Annotated in this window: 23 protein-coding genes; 2 read left to right on the forward strand and 21 right to left on the reverse strand. The window is 32.5% G+C overall.

From position 1 onward, the window contains the following. Positions 1–41: 41 nt before the first annotated feature. From CDH50_RS03290 to CDH50_RS03375, 18 genes are all read right to left on the reverse strand, one after another. Positions 42–1,061 carry a sugar phosphate nucleotidyltransferase gene (locus CDH50_RS03290; RefSeq protein ID WP_100610440.1) on the reverse strand — a complete coding sequence of 340 codons (1,020 nt, stop codon included), beginning with the start codon at positions 1,059–1,061 and terminating at the stop codon, positions 42–44. 72 nt (positions 1,062–1,133) lie between these two features. Next, positions 1,134–1,568, reverse strand: a complete 435-nt coding sequence (dut, locus tag CDH50_RS03295; protein ID WP_100610441.1) for a dUTP diphosphatase — start codon at positions 1,566–1,568, stop codon at positions 1,134–1,136. A gap of 1 nt (position 1,569) precedes the next feature. After that, positions 1,570–3,030 (reverse strand): oligosaccharide flippase family protein, encoded by a 1,461-nt coding sequence (locus tag CDH50_RS03300; RefSeq protein ID WP_100610442.1) that lies wholly within the window; start codon positions 3,028–3,030, stop codon positions 1,570–1,572. A gap of 97 nt (positions 3,031–3,127) precedes the next feature. After that, positions 3,128–3,577, reverse strand: coding sequence for a hypothetical protein (locus CDH50_RS03305; RefSeq protein WP_100610443.1), 450 nt, complete (start codon positions 3,575–3,577; stop codon positions 3,128–3,130). A 117-nt stretch (positions 3,578–3,694) separates the two neighbouring features. Further along, positions 3,695–4,555, reverse strand: a complete 861-nt coding sequence (gene atpG, locus CDH50_RS03310; RefSeq protein ID WP_100610444.1) for an ATP synthase F1 subunit gamma — start codon at positions 4,553–4,555, stop codon at positions 3,695–3,697. A 29-nt stretch (positions 4,556–4,584) separates the two neighbouring features. Next, positions 4,585–4,902, reverse strand: coding sequence for a four helix bundle protein (locus CDH50_RS03315; RefSeq protein ID WP_100610445.1), 318 nt, complete (start codon positions 4,900–4,902; stop codon positions 4,585–4,587). 44 nt (positions 4,903–4,946) lie between these two features. Beyond that, positions 4,947–6,527, reverse strand: a complete 1,581-nt coding sequence (gene atpA, locus CDH50_RS03320) for a F0F1 ATP synthase subunit alpha (RefSeq protein WP_100610446.1) — start codon at positions 6,525–6,527, stop codon at positions 4,947–4,949. 42 nt (positions 6,528–6,569) lie between these two features. Then, positions 6,570–7,106, reverse strand: a complete 537-nt coding sequence (atpH, locus tag CDH50_RS03325; protein ID WP_100610447.1) for an ATP synthase F1 subunit delta — start codon at positions 7,104–7,106, stop codon at positions 6,570–6,572. A 5-nt stretch (positions 7,107–7,111) separates the two neighbouring features. Further along, positions 7,112–7,612 carry a F0F1 ATP synthase subunit B gene (locus tag CDH50_RS03330; protein ID WP_100610448.1) on the reverse strand — a complete coding sequence of 167 codons (501 nt, stop codon included), beginning with the start codon at positions 7,610–7,612 and terminating at the stop codon, positions 7,112–7,114. Between the two features lie 95 nt (positions 7,613–7,707). Continuing rightward, positions 7,708–7,896 carry an ATP synthase F0 subunit C gene (gene atpE, locus CDH50_RS03335; RefSeq protein ID WP_013993139.1) on the reverse strand — a complete coding sequence of 63 codons (189 nt, stop codon included), beginning with the start codon at positions 7,894–7,896 and terminating at the stop codon, positions 7,708–7,710. 76 nt (positions 7,897–7,972) lie between these two features. Continuing rightward, positions 7,973–9,106 carry a F0F1 ATP synthase subunit A gene (gene atpB / locus CDH50_RS03340; protein WP_100610449.1) on the reverse strand — a complete coding sequence of 378 codons (1,134 nt, stop codon included), beginning with the start codon at positions 9,104–9,106 and terminating at the stop codon, positions 7,973–7,975. A gap of 68 nt (positions 9,107–9,174) precedes the next feature. Continuing rightward, entirely contained in the window at positions 9,175–9,585 is a 411-nt protein-coding gene (locus tag CDH50_RS15400; protein ID WP_394337005.1) for a DUF6168 family protein, read from the reverse strand. Then, a complete protein-coding gene (locus CDH50_RS03350; RefSeq protein ID WP_262496089.1) occupies positions 9,578–9,814 on the reverse strand; it encodes an AtpZ/AtpI family protein in 237 nt (78 codons plus the stop codon). Before CDH50_RS03350 ends, CDH50_RS15400 begins: the two co-directional genes overlap by 8 nt. Beyond that, a complete protein-coding gene (locus CDH50_RS03355) occupies positions 9,771–10,193 on the reverse strand; it encodes a bactofilin family protein (protein ID WP_100610601.1) in 423 nt (140 codons plus the stop codon). The genes CDH50_RS03350 and CDH50_RS03355 overlap by 44 nt, the downstream gene beginning before the upstream one ends. An 11-nt stretch (positions 10,194–10,204) precedes the next feature. Next, complete coding sequence (porW, locus tag CDH50_RS03360; RefSeq protein WP_100610452.1) at positions 10,205–12,766, reverse strand: type IX secretion system periplasmic lipoprotein PorW/SprE; 2,562 nt, start codon at positions 12,764–12,766, stop codon at positions 10,205–10,207. Between the two features lie 105 nt (positions 12,767–12,871). Continuing rightward, positions 12,872–13,579 (reverse strand): ABC transporter ATP-binding protein, encoded by a 708-nt coding sequence (locus tag CDH50_RS03365; RefSeq protein WP_100610453.1) that lies wholly within the window; start codon positions 13,577–13,579, stop codon positions 12,872–12,874. A 311-nt stretch (positions 13,580–13,890) separates the two neighbouring features. Further along, positions 13,891–15,369, reverse strand: a complete 1,479-nt coding sequence (locus CDH50_RS03370; RefSeq protein ID WP_100610454.1) for a DUF5687 family protein — start codon at positions 15,367–15,369, stop codon at positions 13,891–13,893. An 8-nt stretch (positions 15,370–15,377) separates the two neighbouring features. Further along, on the reverse strand, positions 15,378–15,779 hold the full coding sequence (locus tag CDH50_RS03375) for a DUF2059 domain-containing protein (protein WP_157804929.1): 402 nt from the start codon (positions 15,777–15,779) through the stop codon (positions 15,378–15,380). A 136-nt stretch (positions 15,780–15,915) separates the two neighbouring features. Between CDH50_RS03375 and CDH50_RS03380 the strand changes: the two genes are divergently transcribed. Beyond that, on the forward strand, positions 15,916–16,971 hold the full coding sequence (locus tag CDH50_RS03380; RefSeq protein ID WP_100610456.1) for a ferredoxin--NADP reductase: 1,056 nt from the start codon (positions 15,916–15,918) through the stop codon (positions 16,969–16,971). 133 nt (positions 16,972–17,104) lie between these two features. Here CDH50_RS03380 and CDH50_RS03385 read toward each other — a convergent pair whose 3' ends face one another. Both CDH50_RS03385 and CDH50_RS03390 read right to left on the reverse strand, forming a co-directional pair. Continuing rightward, the gene (locus tag CDH50_RS03385) at positions 17,105–18,121 is read right to left on the reverse strand and encodes a glycosyltransferase family 9 protein (protein ID WP_232731947.1); all 1,017 of its coding nucleotides are present in this window, start codon (positions 18,119–18,121) and stop codon (positions 17,105–17,107) included. Positions 18,122–18,168: 47 nt separating this feature from the next. After that, positions 18,169–18,774 carry a DUF4254 domain-containing protein gene (locus CDH50_RS03390; RefSeq protein WP_100610457.1) on the reverse strand — a complete coding sequence of 202 codons (606 nt, stop codon included), beginning with the start codon at positions 18,772–18,774 and terminating at the stop codon, positions 18,169–18,171. A gap of 164 nt (positions 18,775–18,938) precedes the next feature. Between CDH50_RS03390 and upp the strand changes: the two genes are divergently transcribed. Beyond that, positions 18,939–19,598, forward strand: a complete 660-nt coding sequence (gene upp / locus CDH50_RS03395; RefSeq protein WP_100610458.1) for a uracil phosphoribosyltransferase — start codon at positions 18,939–18,941, stop codon at positions 19,596–19,598. On the opposite strand, the gene CDH50_RS15230 is transcribed toward upp, so the two are convergent. Beyond that, positions 19,587–20,510 (reverse strand): DUF6427 family protein, encoded by a 924-nt coding sequence (locus CDH50_RS15230; RefSeq protein WP_100610459.1) that lies wholly within the window; start codon positions 20,508–20,510, stop codon positions 19,587–19,589. The genes upp and CDH50_RS15230 overlap by 12 nt on opposite strands. Positions 20,511–20,573: the final 63 nt, after the last annotated feature.

A 20,573-nucleotide genomic window follows, 5' to 3' on the forward strand; every position in this document is an offset into this window, starting at 1 on the left:
ATAAATTATGTGATGTCTCACTTTGTTCGACATGACAAATATTATTCCAAAACCGAATAATCACCAATGCTGATGCTTTTAAAATCACCGTTAAATTCTACATAATTCCCTATCATGGCGTTATCTAAATTAGCGTTTTTTATAACGGTATGGTTTTGAATTAAACTATTTTTAACAGTTGTGTTTTCTACCACGCAATGGTTTCCTATTGACACATTGGGTCCGATGGTGGTATTTTTCAAAATAACATGCTCACCAATAAAACAAGGTTCAATTATTTTTGAATTATCAAGTTTTACCGAAGCTGCTATTAATTGTTCTTCTCCATCCGCTTTTAAAAAGCCTAACATTTTGGTATTGGTTTCTAAAGTGATGGCTTTATTGCCACAATCCATCCACTCATCAACTGTTCCTGTTTTAAAAACCTTCCCATCAGCCATCATACGCTTAATACCATCATTAATTTGATATTCGCCACCGTTCATAACGTTTTCATCTAAAACTTCTTGTAATTTATCTTTTAAAACGGCAACGTCTTTAAAATAATATATCCCTATAACTGCTTGATCACTAATAAAGGTTTTAGATTTTTCAACCAGTTCAACAATTTCCTGTTTCTCATTTAATTTAACCACACCATAAGCTTCTGGGTTATCAACTTGCTTAGTCCAAATGACACTATCTGCGGCTGGATCTAAATCGAATTCCGCTCTAATAAGTGTGTCCGCATAAGCTATAACAGCTTGACCCGATAAAGATGGCTTGGCACACATAATGGCATGACCCGTCCCCAAAGGTTGATCTTGACGGTAAATGGAAGCTTTAGCACCTAAATCGGTTGCCAATTTTTTAAGACTTTCAACCACGTCGTCACCAAACCACGCAGGATCACCAAGGACAAAAGCCACTTCTTCTATCGGTTGTTTTAAAACTTTGGCAATATCCTTTACCAATCTGTGTACAATAGGCTGTCCAGCAACAGGAATTAATGGTTTTGGAACTGTAATGCTGTGGGGTCTTAAACGAGACCCTCTGCCTGCCATTGGTACTATTATTTTCATACTTTAAAGTTGATTCGTTTATTTGTTTTCCCGGAATTCGAATTATTTTCTTTATAAATCAAAAATCGTCAATCACTTAACTCCCGTACTCCCAAAACCTCCTTCTCCTCGTGAGGTTTCTGAAAGTTCTTTTACTTCAATCCATTCTGCACGTTCGTGTTTTGCAATGACTAATTGAGCGATCCGTTCACCATTTTCTATAATGAAATCCTCATTCGATATATTCACTAAAATAACACCAATCTCACCTCTATAATCGGCATCAACCGTCCCGGGCGCATTTAAAACGGTAACACCTTTTTTTACTGCCAATCCGCTACGTGGGCGTACTTGTGCTTCAAAACCAATCGGTAGTTCGATAAACAAACCAGTTTTTACAATGGTTCTTTCTAAAGGTTTTAACGTAATGGGTTCAGTGATATTGGCTCTTAAATCCATTCCAGCAGAGGCTATGGTTTCATAGTTAGGTAAATTGTGAGTGGATTTGTTGATTATTTTAATCTGCATTTTATCGTTTTAATAATTGTTTTATTTGATTTTTTTCAGAAATTCCAATGATCCCCAAAAATACAATTAACATAGAAATCCCTATCACATAATTAGCCCTAAATTCATAAAATGATAAGACTGATAATCCTATAGAAAGAAAGAAATATATGCTCATTTTTTTGATATTATAAGGGATGGGATAATATTTTCTTCCATAATAATATGATAAAATCATCATAACGGCATAAGCTAACAATGTTGCCACAGCCGATGCTTTATAACTATAGTCTTTAATAAACATAAAATTAATAACTAATGTCACTATCGCACCAATAATGGATATATAAGCGCCAAATTTTGTTTTGTCCGTAATTTTGTACCAGACCGATAGATTATGATATATACCTAAGCAGAAATTAGCTATTAGTATAATAGGCACCACCCACATGGCTTCCCAATAAGCCTCGCTTCTAACAATAATAGGTTTTAAAACATCTGCAAAAACAACTACAAAAAGCAATATGATAGACCCCAAAGCCACAAAAAACTCTAAAATAATAGCATAATTTTTCTGGGGATTAACACTTTTAGCATGGCTGAAAAAAAATGGCTCGATACCCAATCTGTAAGCTGTAGCAAAAAGAGTCATAAACAAGGAAATCTTGTAGCATGCTGAATACATACCTATATCTGTATCGGCAACATTTGGAGGCAATAATTCCTTTAATAAAATCCTATCAAACGTTTCATTTATGGAAAAGGCAACACCAGCAATTAATACAGGAAAAGCATAACGCATCATGTTTTTCCATAATTCGGCATTAAAAATATATTTAATTTTCGAGTAAAATGGAAACATGAAAAGTAATGTAATGGCACTCGCAATTAAATTGGCAATGAAGATATAACTTATTTCAAAATTGGGTTTATATAGTAGTTCAAAAAAAGAACCATTTACTGCCAGCTTTTTTAAACTCAACAAGAAAAATAGATTTAAAGAAATATTAATTACAACGTTTAATATTTTAAAAACAGCATAACGCATGGGGCGTTGCGTGGCCCGGAACCATGCAAACGGAATGATTGCTAGGGCATCTAAAAGTAAAATCCAAATAACAAGATTGATATATTTAACATCAATATTAATAGCATTGGCTATTTGATTTTGAAAAATAAGAGCCCCTATAAAAAATATAAAAGATGAAGCAATTAAAGAAATAGTGGATGTTCCTGTAACACTATCTTTATCTTCAGTTTTGTTTAAAAATCTAAAGAAAGCCGTTTCCATCCCATAGGCTAAAACCACATTAAACAACACAAAATAGGAAAAAATAACAGATATTTCACCATACTCTGCCACAGAAGACAATACACCTTTGGTTGTATAAAGAGGCACCAATAAAAAGCTAAGCATTCTGGGAAGAACCGTAGCCAACCCATAAATAAATGTTTGCTTAAATAAAGTTTTAAGTCCGCTCAAGTATTAGGTATTTGTTTTACTAAAAATACGTTTTTAGAAAATTCAAAAACAAAGATAAGTTATTGGATGCAATTGATATTCAAAGACAAGCTTGAGTTTATTTTTGAATCACATTTTTAATCTTGAAATACTTGAATTTATTTTCTTCTTTATAACTCACAACACATTCATTTTCCTTCAATTCAAATGGTGATTTTTCTGAAAGCTTTGGGATTTTATTACCATATTCCGCATAGGGTTTATTACTCATAATAATATCTTGCTTTTGAGTGGACTCTGTTTTAAAACGACCCACAGCTAATGATGCACTTTCTAATTCAAGTTTTGTTTTTTTACCCTGAAAATAAACACTGTCCAAAATGGTATTGTTTGGATTTGATTTTATAGGAATATATACATTTATATCTGTGTTTGATTCTTGATAATACGCTTCGCCTATTTCAAACGGCGACTCATTTTGAAGCATTTTTGCACTTGAGCAATTGTAAAAACTAACCATAATAAACGGCATTAAAAGAAAAGTAATTATCTTTCTAGGTGTTTTCATCTGAAATTGAATTAATTAAAGACACCTGTTTCAAAAGTAATGCCATAAAAAACCTCACTTTTTAAGTGAGGCTTGATATTTTGGTGAGATGCTGAATCAAGTTCAGCATGACAATTTTTAATTATTCAAAGCTTCCGCTCCACCAACAATTTCTAAAATTTCGTTTGTGATGGCTGCTTGACGTGCTTTGTTATATGTTAATTTCAATTGATTTCTTAATTCTGTGGCATTATCTGTTGCTTTGTGCATGGCGGTCATACGCGCACCATGTTCGCTTGCGAATGAGTCTCTAACGCCTTTATACAATTGTGTTTTTAAAGACTTCGGAATTAAATGCTCAACGATTTCTGCTTTTGAAGGTTCAAAAATATAATCTGCGTTATTATTTGTACTTCCTTCAACAGGAACAATTGGTAAAAATTGTTCTGTGGTGACTATTTGGGTAGCGGCATTTTTAAATTTATTGTAAACGATTTCAATTTTATCAAATTCGCCTGCAACAAATTTATCCATTAACATTTGAGCGATGTTAGCAACATTATCAAAAGTTAAATCATCAAGAACATCACTTTTATTAGCAATAACCTTATTGGTTTTTTTAAAAGCATCATTCGCTTTTTTTCCAATGGCTACATAAGAAACCTCTTGATTAGCATACGTTTGAGACGTTAACTTGTTAACCTCTTTAATAATATTTGAGTTAAATGCACCAGCTAAACCTCTATTGGAAGTAATAGAAACAATTAAAACCTTTTTTACCTCTCTTTGGGTTGAAAATTTACTTCCAGAATCTGCATCTAAAGTGGCACTTAAGCTTTGTAAAAGCTCGGTTAACTTATCTGCATAAGGACGCATTGCCGTAATAGCATCTTGTGCCTTTTTTAACTTTGCAGCCGATACCATTTTCATGGCACTGGTAATCTGCATCGTTGAAGACACTGATGTTATTCTGTTACGTATTTCTTTTAAATTTGCCATAGTTCAAATTATGAATTATGAATTATGAATTATGAATTTTTAATAATTGAAACTAAAAGTTTAATTAGCACTTCACAATCCTCTCTAAGCTTTGGTGGCACTTTGTAAATATTTGTTTCTTCGATAACGTCCAACCAAAATGATGTCTCATCTGCTTCTTTAAGAGCAATTCCTAATTTATTTTTAAAATCTTTTGTACTTACACCTCTTTGAGATTCTCTAACATTAGCACCAATGCTGGTGCCTGATTTTATCAGCTGATTTGCTATTTCAAAAAAACGCTTTTCTTTGAGTTCCTCAGCATAAACAACAATATCACAAGCAAAATAAAAACTTTTATCTACTATGGCATTGCCGCTTTTTTTTAAAACTCATAATTCTGAATTCAGAATTAGCTTCTATATTTACTAGATAAATCTTTTGCTACAACTGTTAATGTATCTGTAACTTCGTCTGTTAATTTACCTGCTTTTAAATCGGCTAAAACATTACTGTGTTTCGCTTTTAAGAATTCTAAATAATCGCGTTCAAATTCTTTTACTTTTTCAACAGGCACATCTCTTAACAAGTTTTTAGAACCTGCATAAATAATAGCAATTTGATCTTCTACTTTAAACGGATCATTTTGAGCTTGTTTCAAAATCTCCACGTTACGTTTACCTTTTTCAATAACATTTAAAGTCACAGCATCTAAATCTGACCCAAACTTAGCAAAAGCTTCTAACTCACGATATTGTGCTTGGTCTAATTTTAAAGTCCCCGCTACTTTTTTCATGGATTTAATCTGAGCGTTACCACCCACACGAGATACCGAAATACCTACGTTGATTGCTGGACGTACACCCGAGTTGAATAAATCACCATCCAAGAAAATCTGTCCATCTGTAATCGAAATTACGTTTGTTGGAATATATGCTGACACGTCTCCTGCTTGTGTTTCAATAATTGGTAATGCTGTTAACGAACCGCCACCTTTAACAATAGATTTTATTGATTCTGGAAGGTCGTTCATATTCTTAGCAATCTCATCATTGTTGATGATTTTTGCAGCACGCTCCAATAAACGGGAGTGTAAGTAGAAAACGTCTCCAGGATATGCCTCACGTCCCGGTGGACGACGTAATAATAAAGACACCTCACGGTAAGCAACAGCTTGTTTTGATAAATCATCATAAATGATTAAAGCTGGACGACCGGAATCTCTAAAATACTCTCCAATAGATGCTCCTGAAAACGGTGCATATACTTGCATCGCTGCAGGATCTGAAGCATTAGCAGCAACAATCGTCGTATAGGCTAAAGCTCCTTTTTCCTCTAATGTTTTTGCTATGTTTGCTACTGTTGACGCTTTTTGTCCAACAGCAACGTATATACAATATACAGGATTTCCGGCATCATAAAATTCTTTTTGATTTAAGATGGTATCAATACAAACCGCTGTTTTACCAGTTTGACGGTCGCCAATAACCAACTCACGTTGTCCACGACCAACAGGAATCATCGCATCAATAGATTTAATCCCCGTTTGTAATGGTTCTGTTACTGGTTCACGGAAAATAACTCCAGGCGCTTTACGCTCTAAAGGCATTTCGTAAGTTTGACCAGTAATAGGGCCTTTACCATCAATTGGGTTTCCTAAAGTATCTACAACACGTCCAACAATACCTTCCCCAACTTTAATAGAAGCAATACGAGAAGTACGTTTTACAATAGATCCTTCTTTAATACCTACTGAAGGTCCTAATAATACAATACCAACGTTATCTTCTTCAAGATTTAGTACAATACCTTCTAAGCCGCCTTCAAATTCAACTAACTCTCCATATTGAGCATTAGCCAATCCGTAAGCACGTACAATACCATCACCTACGGTTAATACAGTTCCTACTTCATCCAATGAAGCACTTGCTTCAAAACCTGATAGTTGCTTTTTTAAGATTGCTGATATTTCAGCTGGTTTTACTTCTGCCATCTTTATTAATTTTGAATACAGAATTCAGAATTCTGAATTATTTTAATTTAATATAAATTCTCTTTTTAATTTACTTAGTTGATTTGTAATACTGGCATTATACTGAATATCACCAATACGTAAAATGAAACCACCAATGATGCTTTCATCAATGACGTTTTCAACTTCAATATCTTTACCTGTAAGCTCTTTGGCTTTTGCCAATACTTTCTTTTTTAAATCGTCTGATAAAGCAACAGCCGTAGTAACTGTAGCTAGCTCAATACCTTTGGATTTATCAAACAACTGATTGTATTTTTCTGCAACATCACCTAGAATATCAATCCTGTTGTTACTGATTAAAGTATCTATGAGGTTTAATGTGATTTTATTGGAATCTTTAAAAACCTCCAACAAAATGGATTTTTTTATGGACGAACTTACCACAGGACTTTTAAGCGCCTCGCTTAAATCTTTGCTTTGCGAAATAGTATTAGCAATAAGTTTCATCTCCGTATTTACAACATCGGCTGTTTTTTCATCTGAAGCTAAACTTAAAACTGCTTTAGCATAACGTATTGCTGCTCTTGCTCCTGCCATGATTCTTAATTAAATTTTGTTTCACCTAACAAAGACTCAACCAATTTTAATTGCTTGTCGTTGCTAGATAATGCTTCACGCGTTACTTTCTCTGCGATTTCAATCGATAAGTTAGCCACTTGGGTTTTTAACTCAGCAATCGCAGCTTTCTTCTCGCTTTCTATAGCAGCTTGAGCTTGCTCAATTATTTTATTAGCTTGATCTTGCGCTTCACCTTTGGCATCTTCAATCATTTTCACTTTGATGTCTCTAGCTTCCTTAAGCATAGATTCTCTTTCCATTCTTGCCTCTTGCAATAGCTTTTGATTATCAGCTTGAAGATTTTGCATCTCTAATTTTGCTTTTTCTGCAGATTTTAATGCATCAGCAATCCCACTTTCTCTTTCGTTTAAAGAATTTAAAATAGGTTTCCATGCAAATTTCACCAATAATAATATTAATAGCAATAATAATATTGTTTGGACTACGAATAATCCTGGTGAAAAATCATTTAATAACTTATCCATACTTAAATGTATTTAAATTTTTCTTTTTTTTAATTTGAAAAACACAACCTGCAACCAACCGTTGCAGGCTCATGTTTTTAAAGTTTGATTACTGCTTATTTTCCTAAGAATAAAGCACCAAATGCTAAACCTTCTAAAAGTGCTGCGATAATAATCATTGCCGTTTGAATTTTACCTGTAGCTTCTGGTTGACGAGCAATACCTTCCATTGCTTTTCCACCAATTTGACCAAGACCAATTCCTGCTCCAATTACGATTAAACCTGCTCCAATTAAATTGTACATAATAAATAAATTTATAGTTAAATTAAAAAACTCAAATTAAACAAAAACCACCTCTTACATCTTCTGCATCAACATCTTAGTGACCACTTGTGTTATGATCATGCTCATGTTCTGCTACTGCCATACCTATAAACAAAGCGGAAAGCATTGTAAAAATATAAGCTTGCAAGAATGCCACCAAAACCTCAATTAATGTTATAAAAAATGATAACACTAAAGATAATCCTGTTGCTCCTGCAACACCAAGTGATTCCTTTAATGTAAACATAATAGCAATTAAACTCATTACAACAATATGTCCCGCTGAAATATTAGCGAATAAACGTACCAATAATGAAAATGGTTTGATAAGTAATGCACCAGCTAGTTCGATTATTGCTAATACCGGACGGATAAGCACTGGAACACCAGGCATCCATAAAATATGTGTCCAGTAATCTTTATTTCCACTAACTGTATATATAATAAGGGTAAAAATAGCTAAACATGCTGTTACTGCTAATTGACCTGTAACATTAAAGCCCATGGGGGTTAAGCCTAATAAATTCAGCACCCAAATAAAAAAGAATACTGTTAAAAGGTATCCTGTAAATTTTCTATAGTGTTTCTCACCAATATTTGGCCTTGCAATCTCATCTCTAACATAGAGCACTAAAGGCTCTAAAACACGACCAAAACCTGTGGGTATTGCTTTCTTTTTATACTGTTTTGCCAAAGATGTAAAAGCGAAAAACATTAAGATTCCCACTAACAAAACACCAACAACACTTTTAGTAATTGAAAAATCTAAAACTTTATGAGCATTTACAGCATGATGTTCTTCATCAAAATTAACAGAAGACGCATTAGCCTCAAGTTCATATATTTTACCATGGATTTTAGCGAATTTAAGTCCGTTTTTTTCAACAATAACATGACCGTCGTCGTTATGATGAAATTCTGAAGATATGAATGATACTAACCCTTGAGATGTCCATATAACTATAGGAAGCGGAAAACCAACATGTTTACGTTCTCCTTCATCATTTGTATAAGAAAATAATGAGAAATCATGAGAATCTTGTATATGGTGTAGTATATAGTCCTCTACTTCTTTTTTTGTATCTACTTGACCTTCATTTTCATTAGAGGTATTTGCGTAAATAGAACCAGAGAATAACACTAAAACTAAAAGTGCTAAAAATTTAAAACTTTGTTGAACTCCCTTCATTGTTAAAATAATCAAAAAAATGCATTTTTAAATTCGGTGCAAAAGTAATTAAATAAATTAAATAGTAATTATATTTTTTTGATTATTCCATCTGTTTTTTTATTTAAAAGATGGTATAAAAAAATCACCTCTAAACCCAAGAAAATAAACAATGGGGTCAATAGATTTAAGCTTTCCGATTTTGTCAAATTTGGTAAGCCCACAATGGAATTATTAAAAACAAAAAAAAACAATATTATCTTTAAAAAAATAGTTGGCATATAAAAAAATCCTAATTGTTCTTTTGCTTTTGGAATAAAAGTCAAGATTTTGAAAATAACACAGATTAAAAAAGATATTATAGCAAAAAATAAATAGACATAATTTAATTGATATCTTATATGAATATCATTAATATAAAGTATCCACTCGTGCAGGGCTATTGCAAAAAAGTATAATACAGTAAAAGACAGAAGGTAAATGAAGAAATATTTAATCATCTTTTTTAGAAACCTTTATAACTTGTGAAATTACTTGATAAATAGCTATAAAAATTGAAAGTAATGTGATTATGGATTCCCAAAAATCTGTAATATATTTTGAGTCTAACCATTTCCCTAATAAATTCCCTAAATAAATTGTCGCACCCATTTGAAACGCAACAGTTGTAAACCTTATATAAGGATTAAACTGCTTTTGGGGCTTCGGGTCTTTTTGATTGATCGTCACTTTTATTCATTTCTTTCACGGTACCTTTCATGATACAAGTTACATTAAAGGCCGCTCCCGGCTCTACAGCTAGTTTACCTGCAATAACTTCACCTTCTATATGTGCAGATGCTTTTAGTGTTAAAGTGCCAGAAAGTGCTAACTTACCTGAAAATTTACCTTCAAAATAAGCATCTGTTCCTTGCAGCGTTCCTTTAATAACGCCAGATTTACCAACAACAACTTTTCCCGTTGTTTTTATATTACCTTCAATGGTGCCGTCTATTCTAAAATCGCCTTCACTATTAAAATCGCCCACAATTTTTGTGCCCAGCGAAATAATGTTTTGACTTGATGTGTTTTCTACCATTTGTCTTTCTTTTTTATTTTCAGAGAACATCATATTATTATTTAATTATTGCCAATACTTAAATACGAATCTAAATTCTTATGAATTTGAATGATTTGATAATTTGCAGATGATATTGCAAAGTAAGGTTCTTTAATTTTTTGCTTATCTTCCTTCGTTAATAATTGGTCAAAGGTTTTTGCTACTTGTTCATTTTTTAATCCATGAACAATAACAAATGTGGTGTCTTTATTGTAAACATCTTTTGAGGAATTTAACTTGTAATACTTTAACTTATTTAATACCGTGTCTAGGGATACTTTAAAGCTCTCTATATGTTCCTTTTTAGAATCATCAAAGCTAAAAACCACTTTAAAATTATTTTCGGGAGTATCCAGCACAAAATCTTTCACCGCTATTTTAGGCAATACTTGTCCTTCTATGTCTTGAGCCTGTTTGCCTTCGGGCGTATTGGCGTAAGTTATTGCAATATAATTTATAGCTTGTGCGTAAGCATCGTAACCATAAAAACGTCCGGTCGCTGTTGCCTTTAGCAATTCGAATTTAGGCACAATAGGTTCGCCATCAAAAAGCCTTATGTATTCTTCAGATTTTAAAATAACCTCATCATATTCTTGATTTTCAAGTTTAGCATACAATGTTTCATATAAACTTTCCGGACTATTTTCATCTTTGGCAGAAGCCAGCTCTGGATTACTTAAAATAGTAGCATATCTTGATTCAGGATAATTTGAAACAATATCGTTTTTAGAAATATTGGCTTCATCATTTTGACCTAAAGCTTCATAAATTTTATATAAATTGTATTTTGAAGGCAGAATTAATCGCTCTTCTGGATTGCTTTGAAGTAAATTTTGTAATTTATCTTTCGCCAATTCGTATTCATTGAATTTTTCTTTATAAATCAGTCCTAATTGATAATAGGCATAGTTGCGTTCCCTAGAAATGCTATCAATCTCTTTTTCTTCTGAAGGAATTTTAGACATATAATATTGGGGGTCCAATAATTCGCTCTCGGTGGCCGAAGCTATAATATCATTGCCCAAAACATCTGAAGTGGTGTTTGATGCATTTTTAGTTCCCCAGCGCCAATCGTCTTCTAAAGTCCGGTCACCCCAAATTTTGATAAACTCGTTTTTACCGTATTCAACTGTTGTCGAATTATAAAAATAAAAAGAAGCGGCTTGGGTTGGTGTGCCTCCGGTTCTTGATGGTAGCATTGCATTCCCCAGATTATTATTGACTGTTATAAGCCCTTGATTTTTTGCTTGAGCTTCTTGTTTTTCTTTTTGCTCTTCAACCTGAATTTTAAGTTGTTCCACAAACGTTTCAAAATAAGCCAATCTATCAGATTCGGGTAAACTAATAATCTTTAAAATACTATCGTTAGCATTGGCTATGCCTTCATAATAAATAACATCCCCTAAATTATCCCTTTTTCGTTTGATGGTTCTATATTCCCTGGTGTTTTCTGTTAATCTGGTCATTGTGCTATCATAATAACTGCCAGCTTCTCTGTAAAGCGATTTGTCAAAATTCATGTCGCCAAGAATTTCATAATTGCGGGCCATTAATATATCATCTTGGGAATTTGTTCGCAACGACTTGTTATAATATGATTTAGCCAAAAGCTCTGAATTGGTGGTAAGATAAAATTCTCCAATTTGGTGATATATTTTGTCAAGAAACGGACGGTTTTCACGATTTTCCTCAAGCTCTGTTAACCGTTCCAATAGCTCAATTTTATTCCCGTTTTCATAATCGAAGTTCTTTATTTTTTCAATTTCGGCACTAATAAGATAAATTCGGGGAATTTTTCGGTTTAACTTAATCACCTTATCAAAAGCATAAACAGCACTATCTTTGTAACCTAAAGTGTTGTAAAGTTGCCCTTGAATGAAACGGTAACGCCCTTCTTCTTCATGCTTTTTAGTGGCATTTGCAGCAATTTCTAATTTTGTAATGGCACTGTCAACAGATTTTGTATTAATATAAGCCTGTGCTAAAATAGAAGTGGCATCAGCTAAATCTTGATCTTCTAAAACTTCTTGTTTTAATAAACGTTTTAGATTTTTAATAGCCAATTCGTCATTTTCTAAACGAATATTGGTTTTTTCCCTCCAGATTTTAGCCTGATTAATTTTATCACTAGCTGGATATTTGTATAATATGTAGTTAAAGGCCTCAAGTGCTGGAACAAAACGTTGGTCAAAATACCTAGCTTTCCCTAGTAACAAATAAGCTTCATCAATTTGTGGATTTTTCTCTTTGCCTTCAATGTCCATACCGTGCATTTGGATGGCTTTAACTGCTTTTTCCTCCGCACGGGAAAAAGATTCGTTTTGAGATTGTCCAGGCATTATAATGTCTTCAAACACTTCCATGCGTTCTATGGGTAGAATATCCCAATAGTTATCGAAATAGCTTTCGTTTAAATTAGTACGTCCTTCTTCTAAAGCATTGTAGCCATTATAAAGCGCATTGTATTCTGCCGTTATTGCATGAAAATTGCGGCTAATGAATTTGTCTTTTTTTCTTGAACAACTTGTCACGAGAAAAATGGAGCAGCCAATAACTGTTATTAATTTAAAAAATGTTTTCAATACCCTTGTTGCTAATCAAATAAATAACTACAAACTAGTGTTTATAGTATGTGCTTGGGTAAAAATAAACATCTTTTTTGATTAACATCTAAAATCAAACAACTTTTAGACGAGTTGTTGATTGGCAAAATGGTCTTCCAATTCTTTTAAAGTCGCTTCGTTTGTTGCTAAGTCTTTTATTATTCTACCTTTTTGCAATACCACAATTCGTTCGCACACATCTGTAATGTGCATTAAATCGTGACTGGAAATTAAAACGGTGACGCCTTTTTTCTCGGCTAAATCCTTAATAATTGATTTAAGCCTTATTTGTGTGGTTGGGTCTAAATTAGCAAAAGGTTCGTCTAAAATAATAACTTCAGGATTACCAATTAATGCTGCCACAATACCTGCCTTTTTTTGATTTCCTTTACTTAAATCTCGCAAGTATTTTTTTTGGTTTAAAATCTCACCATGAAAAAAATCCTCAAATTGGGATAACAAGGCATCAACATCTGCTTTGTTTTGATTTCGAAGTTCGCCAATAAAATAAAAATATTCTTCGGCAGTTAAATAGCCAATTAAAAAACTTTCATCAATAAAAGCTGCTGTAAAAGGTTTCCAATCTTCACTTTCATTCACTTGAATATTATTGGTTTTAATAAAGCCCGTTGTTGGTTGAATTAAATCTAAAAGCAAACTAAAATAAGTCGTTTTACCGGCTCCGTTGTTTCCAACCAAACCAAAACTTTGACCTTTTGGAATGTCCAACGATTCGATATTTAAAACTAAATTATCATTATATTTTTTTGAAAGATTTGATGTTGTTATCATGGTCTGTTTTTTTAATTATTTTTGATTTTTTTGAATCATTATTTTTATGTCTATTTTTTAAAAAAAATCATGTTTTTAAAAAATTACTTTTTTTATTTTTTTAATATTTAAATTATTTCCAAATACCTAATAAAATTAATGCTTTCAACGATTTTGTAATTTTGAAAAAAAAATAAAAATTAATTGTTTTTAAAAACTTGAAAATTTCATTTTTTTAAACACTTTTATATTATTTCATTTTTTGAAAAATTACGTTTTTTTAAAAATGTGTTTTTTGAATTATTTATTTAGAGATTTTATATTTTAATATATCATTCATTGTCATTAAAAGCATGAATCATTTTATATTTTGATTCTAGATATTTTTCAGTAATAATCCTCATTAATTTTTGGTGAAATATGACACCTATAACACCAAACACAGCAATTATTAAACATGCCAACTCAAACCCAACTAGAAAATAAAAAAGCGCAAATAAACCCATAGGAAGAATTAATAAAGGAATACCTATAAGCCATTGTACCGCTCCTGTACCTTGATAATTAAATGCCGCTTTTTGACTTAAATCAATTTTCTTTCTGTTAAAAGAGCCTCCATACAAAATGACATGTGTATTAACCCCAACGTTATATATTGCTGCGGCAAAATGTGCCAATAAAATTTTCCATCCAAAAAACACATAAGGAATACCCAACACAAAAAGTATAATGACACTTACAGCCATGAGGGTAAATTTTGATTTTAAATACTGCTCGTACTTTATATTTTGGCTCATGAGCATTTTATAATAGCCACTATCCCAAGCAGGAATAAATTGTCCAAAGTTTATTAAAAAAATCCCTGTTGAAAAAACACCAATAAATACAAAAAACCAAGGGATATTTTGATATGTTGTTTGCGGATAGAAAAACAAGCCATAAAACAAGCCCATAGCTAGCATCCAAACAGAAGATTTTGTTCGCTTATTGCGCCAAATGAGTTTTAAATCTAATTTCATGAAAGGGGCAATATCACCAAAGTTATTTGTCCATTCTAAATTAGATGCATTTACCTCTTTAATTTTTGTTTTCAAACCGCTGTCTAAAAATAATTTTTGTCTTAATAATTTAAAATTAGACCAATACAATAAGCCCAGTAAAGTTACTAGTACTAAATTGAGTAATGGTGCTTTGCAGATGGCAGTAAATCCGTTGGATATAAGATCGCTAAAAGAAATAATGCTAAAATGATTTAAAGCGTACAAACCTCCAGTTAATAATATAATGGGGAGGATTGATAATTCAGTTTCAGCAGAAAAACTTTCAATAATAAAATTTAAAAAATTGATTATTAGCGTTACTAAAACCAATCCTATCATCCATCCTATAACGGCATTCGTAGGATAATCTTCAATTATTAATGTAATACCAAAAGGCACAATTGCAAAAAGTGGTAAAAAATTAAAAAATGATAAAGTCGATTTTCCTAAAACGAAGTTCACAATATGTCTTCTTTTTATTGGTAATTGTAAAAGAGGTTTCACACTCATTACTGGGAGTTTTTGAAAGAAAAACCTAAAAATTAAATCGGCTAAAAACCAATAAAAAAGCATGTTATTAACTATGCGCAAAGGGTCTTTATCTGGAAAAGCCTCTTTAAGACCTGGATATAAGAGCAATCCCATTCCTAAAAAAATCGCTATAAAATAGAGCGCAATAAATACCATAAATATTTTGATACCTAAACTTTTCCCAAAGCTAGCAGATCGTAAAAACGACTTCCACTCTAAACTTAAAAATTGTTTTACCATATTTTTGTTTAGTTATATTTTTGAGCAATTCCTTGTAATTCCATGCCCCAAGATTGACCCAGCATCATGCCTTTCTGGGTTAGGCTTAACTGTTTTTCAGCAAGTTTTTTTCCTAAATCGGTATGGTAAAAAGCGACCAATTCTTTTATTTCACTTTGGGTAAACTCAGTCATGTATAAATCTGCTAATTTATCATACAACCCATCTAAAGTGGTGTTTGCTTCTTTTTGGTAAGCTTCTTTATTAGCATCAGACACCATGGCTCCAATTTGAGATATGGCATTATCAAAAGCGGCTCCAGAGCCTGTTAATTTAATAAACTCGATGGTTTCTTTTTTAAATTCGGAAGTGTCTTGGGCTTGAATGACGGCAGTAACAAATAGCAATAATACTAGTAATGCTTTTTTCATAATCATAGATTTTAAAGGTTAGTGATTTTATTTATAGATTGGATTTCTTTTTATTAGTAAAAATTTTACCGTAATTGTTACAATCAAAATTTAAATTTACAAATCTACTTCCCTACTTTTGCAAAAAACATAATAAATGTCGTCATTTCTCAAACTCTCTGTAAAAAACATCCATAAGGAAGCCAATAAAGCAATCAGCGTTACTTTTGATGTTCCTGAAAATTTAAAATCGTCTTTTCTGTTTAAAGCTGGGCAGTATATTACCATAAAAAAAGACATTAACGGCAATGAATTAAGACGCGATTATTCCATTTGTTCTTCACCTAAAAGCGGTGATTTAAAAGTGGCCATAAAAGAAGTGAAAGATGGTACATTTTCTTCTTATGCAAATAACGAGTTAAAAGTAGGCGATGTTTTAGATGTTGCGCCTCCCAAAGGTCGTTTTGTGTTTGAACCCAATGACAATAAAACTAAAAATATTGCGGCTTTTGCTGCTGGAAGTGGCATTACACCCATTTTAAGCATTATAAAATGTGCTTTGGAAGAAGAAATCCTTAGTGAGGTCATTCTTGTTTATGGTAATAAAACCATTGAAGACACCATGTTTTTAAATGAGCTTTTAGAGCTTCAACACCAATATAAAAATCGGTTTTCAATTCAATTTGTGTTTAGTCAAGCGCAAGAAGAGAATGCTATTTTTGGCAGAATTGAAAAAAGCACCGTAAATCTTGTTGTTAAAAATAAATACAAACACGTTGATATTGATGCTTTTTATTTGTGTGGTCCAGAAACCATGATTCACACTGTAAAAGATGTTTTAACCGAACATGGCGTTGCTTCAGATAGGATTCATTTTGAACTTTTTAAAGCTGCAAAAGTCACCGAAATTATAGAAGAAGTCGCTACATCTGGTAAAACCAAAGCCACTATTATTGTGGACGATGAAGAGAAAACCATCGAGATGTCTCAAAAACAAACCATTTTAGAAGCTGCTTTAGATGAAGATATGGATGTGCCTTACTCTTGCCAAGGCGGTATTTGCAGCAGTTGTTTAGCACGTTTGAAAGAAGGAGAGGTCGTTATGAGACAAAACAATATTCTAACGGAAAAAGAAGTGGCACAAGGACTTATTTTAACTTGCCAAGCGCAACCTACAACAGCCACTGTTGTTGTAGATTATGATGATGTTTAATTGTCATTTCTGCGAAATCGGAGATTCACGAATTCAATATTCTAAAATAAGAGTCAATGAGTAATACAGGAATCTTATAAACAAAACTAAATTCTTTTAACTGGATTCCTGCCTTCGCAGGAATGACAACATATTATATAATAGTTTTTATTTTATCAATAATAGTCTCAGGCGAAATACTACCTGCCGCATTTTCGTAAGCTTTAGGATATTTGTTACCGTAAACAGAGGTTGGTATGTTAGGGAATTGGATTTTATCTGCTAGCAAGGCATAATCTTCCGGTTGGTTAAATGGTGCAAAACCAGCAAACGGATGCGTAACGCCCCAAATAGTAATCACTTTTACGCCTAACATGGCGGCTATATGGGCATTTCCAGAATCCATAGAAAGCATGACGTCTAGATTCGAAATAATATCCATTTCTTCATCTAAGGTTAATTTTCCTGAAACATTTACAACATTTTCATAACTGTTTTCAAGGTCATTTAAAATGTCTATTTCCCTTTTTCCACCACCAAACAATATGATTTTATAACTCATTGAAAGTGCTTTAATAACTTCCTTCATTAAAGTTATAGGATACATTTTGCTTTCGTGTGCCGCAAAAGGAGCGATTCCAATAACTTTCATGTTGTTATTGCTCACTAAACTTTGAAGCTTCGTATTTAATATCGCTTTAGGAGGAAACGTTGGGTTTGATAAGTCAATTTCGAAACCTAATTCTTCAAAAACCTCAGCATAGCGCTGGTGCGTTGTTTTAAGTTGCTTAAATATGTTGCCTGTAATTAACGCTTTTTTATCTTCTCGTCCTTTATCAATTTGAATAAACTTATAGCCCGCCAAGTAATATTTTAATATTTTGGTTCGTAAAACATTGTGTAAATCTGCAATGGCATCTATTTGTAATACTTTTAATTCTTTAGACAATTTAAAAAGTCCGTACAAGCCTTTATACTTACCCTTAACTTCTGCACTAAACACAGTAACATTTGGCAAATCCCTAAAAAAAGGCAAAAAATTATGGCGGGTTAAAACAGTGATTTTAAGTTGCGGATGTTGCTCTATCAAGGCACGTAACACAGGTATGGTCATGGCGACATCTCCCATGGCTGAAAGACGAATGACTAAAATATGCTTTGCATTGTACATTATAACCGCTATCTCATGAGATTCTGAAACAAGTTCAGAATGACAAATTATTTTTGACCTCGTAATACGGGATTCAGCTCATCGTCATTGTACATTTTCATTTGTTTATAAACTTTCATGTACTTGTCACCACTTTCAATATCATAAAGCAAGGTGTCGATGGCTGTTGACAAATCTACACGTTGCTCTAGCAAAACATCCAGTTTTACTTTACAAGCGGCTCTATGGCCTTCAGAAGCATCTTTACGAGTGGCTTCTTCGTTCATATGGTAAATTTTTAAAGCCAATATAGATAATCTATCAATGCCCCAAGCCGGGCTTTCTGTATTGATGGTTGCGTTTGCCTTTGGGGTAACATCCTTATACTTTTCTAACAAATAACTGTCGATGTATTCTACCATATCGGTCCTGTCTTGATTGGATGCATCAATTTTACGCTTCAATGTTAAAGCTGCAACGGGGTCGATTTGTGGGTCGCGAATAATGTCCTCATAATGCCATTGTACCGTATCAATCCAACATTTTCTATATAGTAAATGCTCTATTAAGTCGGTTTTTGAATAGCCATTTTCAAATGGCTGCTCCACACTATCAATAACATGATATTTTTCAATAACTTCTTGAAATATTTTATTCGCTTTGCTTGTAAACATGATATATAATTTTAAAGTGCAAACCTACAAAATTTAAACATAAATAATACCGTTTCGGTTACTATAGGTTCACGGTTTCCGTTTTATTAAAATTGATATTATAACCGTAAATATAAGTCTAAATAACTAACTTTAACATTCAAATTTGAAAGATAGAACGCACCATGCACATACATAACCTTTCTCTTCACAACTCAGTATTAAATACCTTTTTATCGGAAATTAGAAATATTCATGTTCAAAAAGATAGTATGCGCTTTCGACGGAATATTGAGCGGATTGGTGAGATTTTGGGATATGAAATGAGTAAAAGTTTACATTACAAATCTTCAATTATTGAAACCCCATTAGGACATTGTGACATTCATTTAATTGATAACAATCTTGTTTTATGCTCTGTTTTAAGAGCGGGCATACCACTACATAATGGGTTGCTTAATTATTTTGATGCTTCTGAAAATGCCTTTATCTCTGCCTATAGACATCACAAAAATCACTCAGATAGTTTTGACATTGTTGTGGAATATTTGGCCTGCCCAAGTTTAGAAAATAAAACACTTATTTTGGCTGACCCCATGTTGGCGACAGGACAATCGATGGTGGCTACTTTTGAAGCTTTAAAGCCTTATGGAAACCCTAAAGAAGTGCATTTAATTAGTGTTATTGGCACTAAAGAAGGCATTGATTACGTAAATAAACACTTTAATGATTCTACCCATTTATGGATTGCGGCCATTGATGAAACACTAAATGATAAAAGCTATATTATTCCTGGCCTTGGCGATGCCGGTGATTTAGCTTTTGGTGAAAAACTACAGAAATAGAATTATAAATGGCACTGTAATAAGTGTGAGTAGAAATAATTCCCTAAACCATTTATCCTGAATGGTTTCTATATAATTGGCTATAATAATTGCTAATGGCGCAAACATAAATAAGAATTCACTTCCATCTTTATTAGGTGCCAAAAACACAGTAATAAAGCTAATAACAATGGCTAGAAAAACAATTTTAAATGCTGGTCTGAATGCTTTTTTCTTGCTTTTAATAGTTTTTATATAAAACAAAGAGGCCCAAACACCAAAAGAAAGTAACATGGTGATGGCAATTAAAAATTGAGGTGTATTGTATTTATTAAAATCGTAGCTGATTTCTGGAAGACTTTTAAAAATGCCAAAAAAATTATCGTTATAAATTATAGATACGCTTATGGCAATGACAAAAACAGCTGCAACACCAAAAAAAGGAATAATCCAATGTTTAATGTTATTAACTGAATATAAAAATAAGGCTGCAAATATCATAACAAAAAACAGAATGGCCCAGAAATAAAATAGCGATGCTACGGCTATCCATAAAGCAGCATCAAATAGCTTTTTCTCTGGAGTGATCATAGAACGCAAACTTATAATCCTTCTAAAACTTAGTAATATAAAAAAGTTAGCGAACAAAATATTTGTATTAGCGGTCGTTTGGGTTATCGCCAATAAAAACAAGCTAAAAAGAAGAATTTCATAACTATTTTTTTTTGTTAAGCTATGCTTACTAACAATAAAATTTACCAATAGCACAGACACAAAGCAAAAGAAGAACAAGCCAATTTGCTTAAAAATATAAATTGCATCTACTGGTTCTGTTACTAGCTTTGATTTAGCAGTTATAAAAGCCAAAAGCGTAATAAAAAAAACAATAATGAAATTTATTGGTTTAGATTTTTTAAAAATACTTGTTATCATTAACCGTTTTTGTATTTTTGCTTTGTAAATATACTAACTATGAAACTTATATATTTTAAATAT

Origin of the sequence: Confluentibacter lentus, assembly GCF_002806995.1 — a bacterium.
Lineage (GTDB): Bacteria > Bacteroidota > Bacteroidia > Flavobacteriales > Flavobacteriaceae > Confluentibacter > Confluentibacter lentus.